Below are 12,833 nucleotides of genomic sequence, written 5' to 3'. Positions count from 1 at the left end.
CCCACGGCAGTAACCGTCACGCGCCGCCAGGACCGGGCAGGCCCCGGCGACACCCGGCAACACCCGCCTGAGCACTCGCCCGAGCATTCGCCTGAGCACTCGCCCGAGCACTCGTCAGCGCCGGCACCATCCGGCACCCCCCCGTGCCGCTCGTATCCCCACCCCCGGAGTACCACTCATGTCTGTCACCGCCCACCGCCCCCGGATCCGCCGCACCGCGCTCGCCGCCGCGTTCTGCGCCGCCGTAGCGCTCGGCGCCGCCGCCTGCGGGCCGTTCTCCGACGACCCGAAGGCCGCCGGTCCCTTCGGGCAGCTGTCCGGACCCCAGATCGCCGACAAGGCGATCGCCGCGACGAAGACCGCCGACTCCCTCACGCTCGACCTGGCGCTGAAGACGACCGACGGGCCGATGAAGGCGTATCTGGCACTCGACACCCAGGGGAAGTGCGCCGGCACCCTGACCGTCGGGACGACGGGCACGGCGGAGCTGATCAAGCCGGACTCGAAGGTCGTCTACCTGCGCTTCGACGAGGCGTTCCTGCGCGAGGAGGCGAAGGGCGAGTCGGCCGAGATGCGGGAGGCGATGCTCAAGGAGCTCAAGGGCCGCTGGGTGAAGACGCCGGTGACGGACCCGGAGGCGAAGGACAGCCTCGCACTCTGCGATCTGAAGGCGCTCCTGAGCGACTTCGAGGAAGGGCTCGACCTCTCCGTGAAGGGCGAGGAGACCACCGTCGGCGGCAGGAAGGCGCTGATGCTCACCCAGGCGTTCGACAAGGAGAAGACGACGCTCTACGTCGCCACGGAGGGCGAACCGCGCATCCTGAAGATCGTGACGGTGGGCGGCGAGGAGCCGGGCACGATCACCTTCGCCGACTACGACAAGCCGGTCGCGGCGAAGGCCCCGCCGGCCAAGGACGTGCTCGACGAGCAGGGCTAGTCGAAGGGACGGGGGCTCGCCGGGGGCGAGAGCCCCGCGGGGGGTACGGGTGTGCGGGAGGGGTGTGAAGGACGCCGGAAAAGGCGACCTTCACACCCCGGCCGCCGTTCACAGCCGGTGGCGCACCCAGACGTTCGGCTCGACGTACACGGCGTAGCCGCGCGCGGTGTCGCAGTGGACGGGGACGAGCGCGCCCTCGACCTCGACCGGACCGTCGGTGTCGAAGGGCAGCCCGGTCCACTTGCGCCAGTCCTCCAGGGCGGCGGCGATCGTCATCGAGACCGGGGCGACGCCCTCCACCGTGCCGCCCGCACGGACGTGGACGCGCAGCCAGGGGTCGTGGGGCAGACCGTCCGCCTCGCGCGTACGGAAGGCGTACTCGCTCATCAGCGCGCCGGCCTCCAGGTGCTTGGCGTTGGGGCGCACCGGGGCGACGAGGTCGGTGAAGCCGAGCCGCTTGGCGTTGTCCCGCATGGCGGTCAGCATCATGGCCGAGATGCCGCGGCCCATCATGCGGGTGTCGACGGTGACCTCGATGGCGCTGACGGTGTCGGGGATCCGTCCGTGCCGCTTGTCGGAGAAGGCCCACAGGAGCATCTGGTCCCAGCCGGTGGCGGGCAGTTCGCCGCGGCCCTCGGCCCGGAGCTGGAAGGGCACGCTCAGGGCGCGCGCGACGACCTTCCCCTCGGCGTCGGTGGCGACGAGGACGTACTCCGGCAGCTCGGCGACGATCCGGCCGATGTTGGCCCAGCCGATCGGGTCGTAGAGCATGAACTCCGGCCATACGTCGAGCATCTGCCACATCGGCCCCTGGAGTTCGGGGCGTTCGGCGAGGGTGGTTATCTTCAGCTCCATCCGCGCAGGCTAACCACCGGTCCGGCACTCCCCAAGCGGTTTTCCCACGGCAACTGGGCATGGCCAGGGCACCCGCGTGAGCGCTGTGGGGCCGCACCTGGCGCAAAGCGGCCGCCACGAGGCCTTCGAGGGCTTCGCGCGGCACTTCGCCCCCCGCACACGGCGACGGCCCTCGCCGGTGTCGCCCGCGCCGCCGGGCAGGCCGGGCGGCCACCTGGCCGCCTCTGGGCTGCCCTCAGCCTCCGCACAGGCGGATCATCCTGCTCTTGTCCGGGGCGGTGACGGGCAGTTCGTACTTCAGCGCCACCTGCGCGAACCGCACCGCGTACGAGCAGCGGATCTCCTTGTTCGGCGGCAGCCAGGACGCCGGACCGGAATCGCGCTTCGCGGAGTTCGTGGAGCCCGAGACCGGCAGCAGGTTCAGCACGTCGTTCGCCAGCCGCTGCCGCTTCTCCCTGCCCCAGCGGGCAGCACCCATCTGCCAGGCGTACGACAGCGGCACCACGTGGTCTATCTGCACCTCGGCGGCCTTGGCCTTCTTCCAGGCGATGTCCTTGCCGGTGTACGGGTCGTGCAGCGTCATCGACACGACCACACAGTCCGAACCGGTACGGAACATGACCTCTCGACCGGCGAGCCTCAGCACGTCGTTCCGCGTGTCACAGCCGTTCCGGGCCAGCGGCACGCCGTCCGCCGTGTCCATCCAGGCGTAGCCGAACTCGTCCCGGGCGTACCCCGTCCTCGGGCCCCGGCCCTTGGTGGACACCTTGGCGATCAGTTCACGCGCCGCCGCCCTGTCCTTGTCGGAGGAGACCGCGGCCAGCCCCGGCTTCGTTCCGTCCGGGTTGACCAAGGGGCTGGTTCCCTGCCCGCCGGAGGCCGATGAGCCCTCGCCCGATGAGCCGTTCTCGCCGCTCTCGCCGGACAGACCGCTTCCCGTGCAGCCCGTCAGCGCCACGCCGAGAACCAGTACGGCCGCGACCCCACGCCCCCGCGCGGCCCGGATCGCACGTCCCGTCATTTCCGCCCCCTTGCGTCGGCCATCCGGCGAGAGACCGCCTCGTATGAGACACGCCTCGGTCACTCGACCACCCCGCCCCTGAGACGTATCACCGTGGGACACGATCCTAATCAGGCCGTCTCGTGGTCCAGACCATCAAGCCGTTCGGCGCGCGGATTCGGCGTGGGGCGCGTAGCGTCGAATGCGCTGTATGTCCCCTTTCCGAAGGAGTGACCCATGGGGATCATGGACAAGCTCAAGGGAATGATGAGCCAGCATCCGGAGAAGACCAGGAAGGCGTCCGACGCCGCCGAGAAGCAAGTCAACGACAGGACGGGCGGCAAGTACACGGACCAGGTCGACCAGGGCCAGCGACGGGTCGAGGACCGGCTGGGCATGACGGACCAGGAACGGCGCGACCAGCAGCCGCCGACCTGATCCCACGGATCCCCACGGACGGTGGAACCCGGCCGCGGAGCGCCCACGCGCCCTCCGCGGCCGGGGCCCGTGCCGCCCCGCGACCGAACCCGTCCGTAAATACCCCGCTTGTAGAGCCCAAGAGTCCCGAACCCCCCGGGAATAACCGGAGTCGAGCTCCACTTGAAGGTGTGGCGCGCGCTGGACCTCACGATCGAGATCGGCATCCGGACACCTTCGACGGGCGGGACTCCATGACCTTCACGCACCCTCTCCGACGCACGGGCGTCGCACTCCTCGCCGCCGCCACCCTGAGCGCCCTGCCGGCCGCCGGGACAGCCGGCGCCACCAGCGCGACGGATACGGCAGGTGCGACCAGCGCGACGGACACGGCCGGCGCCCCCGCCCACAACGCGACCACCTGGCACGGCGGTTGGGCCGCCTCGCCGCAGGAGCCGACGGCTCCTTTCACCCCGAACTGGTCCCGGGACGGCTTCTCCGACCACACCGTCCGGCAGGTCGTCCGCGTCAGCACCGGCGGCACCAAGGCCCGTATCGAACTCTCCAACCGGTACGGAAAGACCCCCCTGCGCATCACCGGAGCCACCGTCGCCCTGACCGGCGAGGGCGCCTCGGTGAAGGCCGGTTCGGTGCGGCCGCTGTCCTTCGGCAAGAGCCGGTCCCTGACCGTGCCCGCCGGCGCCACCGCGTACAGCGACGGTGTGCCGTTCAAGGTCAAGGCGCTCGAATCGGTGACCGTCACGCTCTACCTCGCCGACCCCACCGGTCCCGCCACCTTCCACCACGTCGCCTCCGCCACCAGCTACCGCGCGGACGGCGACCACCGCGCCGACCGGGCCGGGGCGGCCTTCGAGGAGACCAGCACCTCCTGGTACTACCTCACCGGCGTCGAGGTGTCCGGCGGCCAACCCCCGCGCCGGGACGGCGTCGTGACCTTCGGCGACTCCATCACCGACGGCGCCGGCTCCGGTCTCGACGCGAACAACCGCTACCCCGACGAGCTGGCCGAGCGGTTCGCCGCCGCCGGGACGCCGCGCTCCGTCCTCAACCACGGCATCGCCGGCAACCAGGTCGGCAACGACACGGTCTGGGCGGGCGAGAAGGGCATCGAGCGGTTCAGGAAGGACGTCCTGACCGAGCCGAACGTCCGCACCGTCGTCCTCCTCGAAGGCATCAACGACTTCGGCGGCAGCCGCCCGAACGACATCGCCGCCCCCACGCCCGAGGTCTCCGTCGAGCGGCTCATCGAGGGGCACCGCGAGCTGATCCGGCAGGCCCACGCCCAGGGCATCCGGGTGGTCGGCACGACGCTGACGCCGGTCAAGGGCTCCGCCTACGACGACCCCGCCGTCGAGGCCAAGCGGGACGCCTTCAACGACTGGGTCCGCACCTCGGGGGCGTACGACGCCGTCGTCGACTTCGACCGCGTCGTCGCCGACCCCGCCGACCCGGACCGCATCCTCCCCGCGTACGACTCCGGCGACCACCTGCACCCTGGTGACGCCGGGTACCGCGCGATGGCCGGGGCGCTCGACCTCGGCCGGCTCTGATCACCCCGCCGGCCGTGCCCCCCACAGCGGGGCACGGCCGGCCCCCAACGGCTGGACGGCTGGACGGCTACGACCCGAGGATCGTCGTCAGGAACTCCCCGGTCCACGCCAGCAGTTCGCGCCCCACCACCGGCTTCCCGCCGATCTTCCCGCTCGTCGGGCGCGGCACCAGGATCTGGTGGACCGCCGGCTTGATGACCGTACGCGGGTACAGCCGCTTGAGCCGCAGCTCCTGCGACTCGCGCAGCTCCACCGGCGCGAAGCGGATGTTCGGCCCCTGCAGGACGATCTCGCCGACCCCGCAGGCACGGGCCAGCATCCGCAGGCCCGCCACCAGGAGCAGGTTCTCGACCGGCTCCGGCAGCTTGCCGTAGCGGTCCGTCAGCTCCTCCCGTACCGCCTTGATGTCCTCCTCGGAGTTGGCCGAGGCGATCGCGCGGTACGCCTGGAGGCGCAGTCGCTCGCCCGGCGCGTAGTCGTGCGGCACATGGGCGTCGACCGGAAGCTCGATCTTGACCTCCAGGGGTGCCTCCTCCTCGGCGCCCCCCTCCATCTGCGCCCGGTAGTCCGCGACCGCCTCGCCGACCATCCGTACGTACAGGTCGAAGCCGACGCCCGCGATATGGCCGGACTGCTCGCCGCCCAGCAGATTGCCCGCGCCGCGGATCTCCAGGTCCTTCATGGCCACGTACATGCCCGCGCCCATCTCGGTGTGCTGGGCGATCGTCGCCAGCCGCTCGTGCGCGGTCTCGGTCAGCGGCTTCTCCGGCGGGTAGAGGAAGTACGCGTAACCGCGCTCGCGGCCCCGGCCGACCCGGCCGCGCAGCTGGTGCAGCTGCGACAGCCCGAAGTTGTCGCCGCGCTCCACGATCAGGGTGTTGGCGTTGGAGATGTCGATGCCGGACTCGACGATCGTCGTGGAGACGAGCACGTCGAACTTCTTCTCCCAGAAGTCGACCACGACCTGCTCCAGGGCGCTCTCGCCCATCTGGCCGTGGGCGGTGGCGATCCGCGCCTCCGGGACGATCTCCCGCAGCCGCGCCGCCGCCCGGTCGATCGACTCGACCCGGTTGTGGATGTAGAAGACCTGCCCCTCGCGCAGCAGTTCGCGCCGGATCGCCGCGCCGATCTGCTTCTCCTCGTACGGGCCGACGAAGGTGAGCACCGGGTGCCGCTCCTCCGGCGGGGTGGTGATCGTCGACATCTCGCGGATGCCGGTCACCGCCATCTCGAGCGTACGGGGGATGGGGGTGGCCGACATCGTCAGCACGTCGACGTTGGCGCGCAGCTTCTTCAGCTGCTCCTTGTGCTCGACGCCGAAACGCTGCTCCTCGTCGACGATGACCAGGCCCAGGTCCTTGAACTTGGTCTCCGACGAGAACAGCCGGTGCGTACCGATGACGATGTCGACGGACCCGTCCTTCAGCCCCTCCAGCGTCGCCTTCGCCTCCGTGTCGGTCTGGAACCGCGACAGGGCGCGGACGACGACCGGGAACTGCGAGTACCGCTCCGAGAACGTGCCGAAGTGCTGCTGCACCAGCAGCGTCGTGGGCACCAGGACGGCGACCTGCTTGCCGTCCTGCACCGCCTTGAACGCGGCCCGTACGGCGATCTCCGTCTTGCCGTAGCCGACGTCGCCGCAGATCAGGCGGTCCATCGGAACCGTCTTCTCCATGTCCTCCTTCACCTCGGCGATGGTGGACAGCTGGTCGGGCGTCTCGGTGTACGGGAAGGCGTCCTCCAGCTCCCGCTGCCAGGGCGTGTCCGGGCCGAAGGCGTGTCCCGGCGCCGCCATCCGGGCGCTGTACAGCTTGATCAGGTCGGCGGCGATCTCCTTGACCGCCTTCTTGGCGCGCGCCTTGGTCTTCGTCCAGTCGGCGCCGCCGAGCCGGTGCAGGGTCGGCGCCTCGCCGCCCACGTACTTGGTGACCTGCTCCAGCTGGTCGGTGGGGATGTACAGCCGGTCGCCGGGCTGGCCGCGCTTGGCCGGCGCGTACTCGACGAGGAGGTACTCGCGGGTGGCGCCCTGGACGGTCCGCTGGACCATCTCGATGTACCGGCCGACGCCGTGCTGCTCGTGGACGATGTAGTCGCCGACCTCCAGGGTCAGCGGGTCGATGGTCTTGCGCCGCTTGGCCGGCATGCGCCGGCCGTCCTTGCCGGCCGCCTTCTGGCCGGACAGGTCCGTCTCGGTGAGGACGGCCAGCTTGAGCGCCGGGTCGACGAAGCCGTAGTCGATCGAACCGCAGGCCACGTGCACGACCGACGGGGAGACCTCCGTCAGGTCCGAGTCGAGCCGGGCGGCGATCCCCTCGGAGCCCAGGACCTCGACCGTGCGGGCCGCCGGGCCGTGCGCCTCCGTGACGTACACCGTGCGCCAGCCGTCGGCGAGCCAGCCCTTGGTGTCGGCGAGCGCGCGGGCGGTGTCGCCGCGGTACGACTCCGGGGCGTGCATGCCCAGCTTGACGGTGTCGGCATCCAGGGTCTCGTCGGCCGCGAACGGGGACACCGACCACCACATCATGCCCAGTTCACGGGCCCGGTCCCGGACGTCCGTGATCCCCCACAGGGAGGCCGCGTCGACGTCGATGGGGGCCTCGCCCCCGCCGGCGGTGGCCGCCCAGGACGCCTGGAGGAACTCCTGACTCGTGGCGACGAGGTCGGATGCCCGCGTGCGGACCCGCTCGGGGTCGCAGACCACGGCCATGGACCCCTGGGGCAGCACGTCGAGCAGCAGCTCCATGTCGTCGACGAGGACCGGGGCCAGGGACTCCATGCCCTCGACCGCGATCCCCTCCGCGATCTTGCCGAGGAGCTCGCCCAGCTCCGGGTGGGCCTCGGCGAGGGCCCGGGCTCTCTCCCGTACGGAATCGGTCAGCAGCAGCTCACGGCAGGGCGGCGCCCACAGGCCGTGCTCGGCGACCTCCAGGGAGCGCTGGTCGGCGACCTTGAAGTAGCGGATCTCCTCGACGTCGTCGCCCCAGAACTCGATCCGGAGCGGGTGTTCCTCGGTCGGCGGGAAGACGTCCAGGATGCCGCCGCGCACGGCGAACTCGCCGCGCTTCTCGACGAGCTCCACCCGGGAGTACGCGGCGGCCGCCAGGCCCTCGACGACCTGGTTCAGATCCACCGTCTGCCCGCTCCGCAGGGCCACGGGCTCCAGGTCGCCCAGGCCCTTGACCTGCGGCTGCAGCACGGAACGCACGGGGGCGACGACCACCGAGACGGGTCCGGCGGCCGGGTCGTCCGGTGAGGGGTGGGCGAGCCGGCGCAGGACGGCGAGGCGGCGGCCGACGGTGTCGGAGCGGGGTGAGAGCCGCTCGTGCGGCAGGGTCTCCCAGGAGGGGTAGTCGACGACCGTGTCGGGGTCGAGGAGGCTGCGCAGGGCCGCCGCCAGGTCCTCGGCCTCCCGCCCGGTCGCGGTGACGGCCAGCACCGGCCGCCCGGCCTCCCGGGCGAGCGCGGCCACGGCGAAGGGCCGCGCGGCCGGCGGGCCGACCAGATCCACGTGCGTACGGTTTCCGTCGGCCGCGGCTTTCACCGCCTCGGCGAGGGCCTTGTCCTTGACGACGAGGTCGAGCAGACCGTGCAGGCTCATGGACTTCCATCCCGGTGGGTCAACGGGTGCGGGCAACGCGAACAGCCCGACACGTGTCACGGGCCGGGTCGCCCGGCGCGGGGCCGGGTGGTCCCAGCCTACGACGTGGCCGTCTCACCGGCGCGAGTGAACCCGTTCACTCGGTGGAGTGGAGGGAGCTGGTCCCCGGTCGGCGCAGACCCCTAAGCTAAGTCCAGCACTTAGTCCACCTAGCTGTGAGAGGCCGCCGTGGAAGCAGCCCGGCAGTACAACGTCCACGAGGCGAAGACCCACTTCTCGAAGATCCTGGAAGTGGTCGCCACGGGCCAAGAGGTCATCATCAGCAAGTCGGGCGAGCCGGTCGCGAAGGTGGTCCCGCTCGCGGGGAAGGTCCGGCGGACCGCGCGCGGCTCTCTCACCGAGCCGGTCGTCCTCCATGACGACTTCGACGACATGTCCGACGACCCCGGCTTCGCCGAGGCGTTCGGGCTGCATCCGGAGGGCTCCGCGGAGTGAAGCTTCTCGCCGACACCCACGTCGTCGTCTGGTGGTTGCTCGACTCGCCACAGCTTTCGGACGAGATCAAGGACCTCCTGGACACGGAGGCTTTGGCCTACGTCAGCGCCGTCACCCCTTGGGAGCTGGCCGTCAAGCAAGCACTTGGCAAGCTCGACGGCCCCGTGGACCTGCCCGAGCGGGCCCGCGACTGCCAGCTCAAGCCCCTGCCCATCACGGCCCTGCACGGCATCCGCGCCGGGCAGCTCCCGCCCCACCACCGCGATCCCTTCGACCGGATACTGATCGCCCAGGCCCAGACCGAGGGGCTCACCCTCGTCACCCGGGACAAGCACATCCCGCTCTACGACGTGCCGGTCCTCACCGTGTGAGCGCGCGTACGGCCCCGGTGAGCGTCACCAGGGCCGTACCCGCTCCCGTACCGCTCACCGCTACTCGGTCGCGATCGCGTTCAGGACGTTCATCCGGCCCGCCCGGAACGCCGGGACCAGCGCGGCGAACAGCCCCACGAACGCCGACCCGACGAAGACCGTCAGGATCGTCGGCCACGGGATCTCCAGGACCCCCAGGCCCTCCAGGGCCAGCAGCTTCTGGGCCGACATACCCCAGCCCATGCCCAGACCGAGGCCGAGGAGGGCGCCGAAGAGGGCGATCACCACCGACTCCAGGCGGATCATGCGGCGCAGCTGGCGGCGCGAGAGGCCGATGGCCCGCATCAGGCCGATCTCCCGGGTCCGCTCGACCACCGACAGCGCGAGCGTGTTCACCACGCCGAGCACGGCGACGATGATCGCCAGCGCGAGCAGCCCGTACACGATGTTGAGCAACTGGCCGACCTGGTCCTTCAGGTCCTGCTTGTAGTCGGCCTGGTTCTGCACCTTGTACTGCGGGTAGGCGGCGAGCGACTCCTTGATCGCGGCGTACGCCTCGGTCTCCTTGCCGTCCTCCGCCGTCGCGAACATGATCACGCTCCGGGGCAGCTTGTCCGCCGGGAGGTACCGCGCCGCGGTAGTGATGTTGGTGTACATCACGCCCTTGTCGACGTTGTTCTCGTCGGAGGTGATCGCCGCGACCCGCAGCCTGGCGCTCTCACCGCCCTTGAAGGCGACGGTGAGCTCGTCGCCCACCTTCACACCGTGCTCGGCGGCGTAGTCGCTGCCGACGGACATCGCGTTCTCGTCGTACGCCTTCGTCAGCGTGCCGGCGGTGGTGTCCCGGCGCAGATCCATCGCGTACGTCGGTTCTGCGGCGACCAGCCCCTTCTCGACGGCCTTGCCGCCCGGGGCGGTGATCGTCGCCTCGACCCAGGTGTACTCGGTGACCCGGGCCAGACCCGGCGTCCGCTCCAGCGCGGCCTGTGCCTGCGGCACGATCGGCTGTCCGTTGGCGGACTGGACGATGAAGTCCGCGCCGACCGAGCGGTCCAGCTCCTCCGTGGCCGAGGCGACCATCGACGAGCCGACCACCGACAGGCAGGCGACCAGGGCGAGCCCGATCATCAGGGCGGCGCCGGTGGCACCCGTACGGCGCGGGTTGCGCAGGGCGTTGCGCTCGGCCATCCGCCCGACGGGGCCGAAGATCCGCAGGACGACGACGCCGAGGACCCGGACGACACCGCCGGCCAGGAGCGGGCCGACGACGACGAAGCCGATCAGGGAGAGCACGACGCCCAGGCCGAGCCAGAGGGAGCCGGCGGACGCCTCCTGCGCCCGCGTCGCCGCCCACAGCGCGCCGGCGCCGCCGGCCGTGAGGAACAGGCCGATCCCGCCGCGCACCAGGCCGGCCCTGCCGTCGGCCGGGGTCCCGGCGTCGCGCAGCGCGGCCATCGGGGAGACCTTGCCGGCCCGGCGGGCCGGGATGTAGGCGGCGAGGACCGTGACGACGATGCCGAGGAGGAGACCGACGGCGGGCGTCGTCCAGCGGACGGTCAGGTCCCCGGTCGACAGCTCCATGCCCATGGAGCTCATGAGCTCCATCAGCCCGACCGCGAGGCCGACGCCGGCCGCGACACCGGCGACCGAGCCGACGACCCCGAGGAGCAGCGCCTCGACGAGGACGGAGCGGTTGACCTGCCTGCGGCTCGATCCGATGGCCCGCATGAGGCCGATCTCGCGGGTGCGCTGGGCGACCAGCATGGAGAAGGTGTTGACGATGAGGAAGATGCCGACCAGGAAGGCGATTCCGGCGAAGCCGAGCATCGCGTACTTCATGACGTCGAGGAACCCGGCGACGTCCTCGCGGCCGGCGTCGGCGGCCTCGGCCGCGGTCTGCAGGGTGTACGCCCCGCCGACCGCGGCGGCGATGCCCGCCTTCAGCGTCTCGTCGCTGACGCCGGGGGCGGCGTCGGCCGTGATCTGGGTGAACAGGCCCTCCTTGCCCAGGAGTTCGCGCTGCGCGGTGGCGGTGTCGAAGTAGACGACGGTGGCACCGGGGTTGGTGGCCTTGAAGTCGACGATGCCGGATATCCGGGCCTTGAAGTCACCGGTGACGGCGATGGTGCGCAGTTCGTCACCGATCTTCAGGCCGTGCTTCTCGGCGGTGTCGCCGTCGACCATCACCTCGGTGGGGCCGCGCGGCGCGTGGCCGGAGGTGAGGTCCATGGAACGCAGCTCGATGTCCGACCAGTTGACGGCGATCGTCGGGGCGCCGCTGGTGGGGCCGACGTTCTTGTCACGGGAGTCGACGACGGTCACGCTCAGCGAGACGACCGAGCCCCGGGCGTCCTTCACACCCCGGACCTCGCGCACCCGGTCCACGAGGGAGGCGGGCAGGGTCTCGGGGCGGCCGCTCGCCGGAGTCTCGTCGTCGGTCGCCGCGTTCTTGGGGCTGAGGGTGACGTCGGACGCGGTGGAGGCGAAGAGTTTGTCGAAGGTGGTGTTCATGGTGTCCGTGAACACCAGCGTGCCGCTGACGAACGCCACGGACAGCAGGACGGCGACGGCGGAGAGCGCCATGCGCCCCTTGTGCGCGAGGAAGTTGCGCAGGGAGGTCTTCCATACGGTCATGACGTCCGCCCGCGCGCGTCGAAGTCCTTCATCCTGTCGAGTACGGCGTCGGCGGTGGGCCGGAACATCTCGTCGACGATCCGGCCGTCCGCGAGGTAGAGCACACGGTCGGCGTGGCTGGCGGCGACGGGGTCGTGGGTGACCATCACGATGGTCTGACCGAGCTCGTCCACCGACTGGCGCAGAAAGCCCAGCACCTCGGCGCCCGCGCGGGAGTCGAGGTTTCCGGTCGGCTCGTCACCGAAGATGATCTCGGGTCTGGCGGCGAGCGCGCGGGCCACCGCGACCCGCTGCTGCTGACCGCCGGAGAGCTGGGCGGGCCGGTGCTTGAGCCGGTCGGCGAGACCGACGGTCGCCACCACCCGGTCGAGCCACGCCTGGTCCGCCTTGCGGCCGGCGATGTCCATCGGCAGCGTGATGTTCTCCAGCGCGTTCAGCGTCGGCAGCAGGTTGAACGCCTGGAAGATGAAGCCGATCCGGTCGCGGCGCAGCTGGGTGAGCTTCTTGTCCTTCAGACCGGTGATCTCGGTCTCGTCGAGGTGGATCTGCCCACTGGTGACGGTGTCGAGCCCGGCGAGGCAGTGCATCAGGGTCGACTTGCCGGAGCCGGACGGGCCCATGATCGCGGTGAACTCCCCACGGGCGATGTCCACATCGACATGGTCGAGCGCGACGACCCGGGTCTCCCCCGCTCCGTACGCCTTGACGACCTGTCGCGCCCGCGCGGCGCAGGCCGTACGCCCGCCGGGATCCCCGTGGCGGGGGGTGGTCACAGCCGAAGTCACGGTATGTCTCCTATGGATGGGTGTACTCGGATACGGCTCGACAGCCGCTTTGACACGGCCTGAAGGGCGGGAGCGGATCCGGCTCGGGTCGGGTCCGCGGGAAGCCGGTTCTGTAGGACCAAGGTAAAGACGGGAGGGGGACTTCCTCGTCCTCCGTCGGGACGAACGAG

General features: G+C 71.0%; 10 protein-coding genes. 5 read left to right on the top strand and 5 right to left on the bottom strand.

Features of this window, described 5'->3' with window-relative positions:
- Nucleotides 1-178: 178 nt before the first annotated feature.
- On the top strand, nucleotides 179-937 hold the full coding sequence (locus ACIRB4_RS21365) for a hypothetical protein (RefSeq protein WP_403293384.1): 759 nt from the start codon (nucleotides 179-181) through the stop codon (nucleotides 935-937).
- Nucleotides 938-1,045: 108 nt separating this feature from the next.
- Here the strand turns inward: ACIRB4_RS21365 and ACIRB4_RS21360 are convergent, their stop codons facing one another.
- Both ACIRB4_RS21360 and ACIRB4_RS21355 read right to left on the bottom strand, forming a co-directional pair.
- Nucleotides 1,046-1,792, bottom strand: a complete 747-nt coding sequence (locus tag ACIRB4_RS21360) for an N-acetyltransferase (RefSeq protein ID WP_403293382.1) — start codon at nucleotides 1,790-1,792, stop codon at nucleotides 1,046-1,048.
- A gap of 235 nt (nucleotides 1,793-2,027) precedes the next feature.
- The gene (locus ACIRB4_RS21355) at nucleotides 2,028-2,813 is read right to left on the bottom strand and encodes an HNH endonuclease family protein (RefSeq protein WP_403293380.1); all 786 of its coding nucleotides are present in this window, start codon (nucleotides 2,811-2,813) and stop codon (nucleotides 2,028-2,030) included.
- Nucleotides 2,814-3,029: 216 nt separating this feature from the next.
- Between ACIRB4_RS21355 and ACIRB4_RS21350 the strand changes: the two genes are divergently transcribed.
- Nucleotides 3,030-3,230: an antitoxin gene (locus tag ACIRB4_RS21350; RefSeq protein ID WP_403293379.1), complete on the top strand. Its 201-nt coding sequence runs from the start codon at nucleotides 3,030-3,032 to the stop codon at nucleotides 3,228-3,230.
- Between the two features lie 233 nt (nucleotides 3,231-3,463).
- A complete protein-coding gene (locus tag ACIRB4_RS21345) occupies nucleotides 3,464-4,780 on the top strand; it encodes an SGNH/GDSL hydrolase family protein (RefSeq protein WP_403293377.1) in 1,317 nt (438 codons plus the stop codon).
- Nucleotides 4,781-4,847: 67 nt separating this feature from the next.
- On the opposite strand, the gene mfd is transcribed toward ACIRB4_RS21345, so the two are convergent.
- Nucleotides 4,848-8,378 (bottom strand): transcription-repair coupling factor, encoded by a 3,531-nt coding sequence (mfd, locus tag ACIRB4_RS21340; protein WP_403293374.1) that lies wholly within the window; start codon nucleotides 8,376-8,378, stop codon nucleotides 4,848-4,850.
- A 228-nt stretch (nucleotides 8,379-8,606) separates the two neighbouring features.
- Here mfd and ACIRB4_RS21335 point away from each other — a divergent pair, with 228 nt between their 5' ends.
- The gene (locus ACIRB4_RS21335) at nucleotides 8,607-8,873 is read left to right on the top strand and encodes a type II toxin-antitoxin system Phd/YefM family antitoxin (RefSeq protein WP_403293373.1); all 267 of its coding nucleotides are present in this window, start codon (nucleotides 8,607-8,609) and stop codon (nucleotides 8,871-8,873) included.
- Nucleotides 8,870-9,244, top strand: coding sequence for a type II toxin-antitoxin system VapC family toxin (locus ACIRB4_RS21330; protein WP_403293371.1), 375 nt, complete (start codon nucleotides 8,870-8,872; stop codon nucleotides 9,242-9,244). Before ACIRB4_RS21335 ends, ACIRB4_RS21330 begins: the two co-directional genes overlap by 4 nt.
- Nucleotides 9,245-9,304: 60 nt before the next feature.
- On the opposite strand, the gene ACIRB4_RS21325 is transcribed toward ACIRB4_RS21330, so the two are convergent.
- On the bottom strand, nucleotides 9,305-11,878 hold the full coding sequence (locus ACIRB4_RS21325; RefSeq protein WP_403293370.1) for an ABC transporter permease: 2,574 nt from the start codon (nucleotides 11,876-11,878) through the stop codon (nucleotides 9,305-9,307).
- On the bottom strand, nucleotides 11,875-12,663 hold the full coding sequence (locus tag ACIRB4_RS21320; protein WP_403293369.1) for an ABC transporter ATP-binding protein: 789 nt from the start codon (nucleotides 12,661-12,663) through the stop codon (nucleotides 11,875-11,877). Before ACIRB4_RS21320 ends, ACIRB4_RS21325 begins: the two co-directional genes overlap by 4 nt.
- Nucleotides 12,664-12,833 lie beyond the last annotated feature (170 nt).

This window comes from Streptomyces sp. NPDC093600 (assembly GCF_044764755.1).
In the GTDB taxonomy this organism is placed as follows: domain Bacteria; phylum Actinomycetota; class Actinomycetes; order Streptomycetales; family Streptomycetaceae; genus Streptomyces.
The sequence above is the reverse complement of the archived record's forward strand: the minus strand, read 5'-3'. Positions and strand labels throughout refer to the sequence as shown.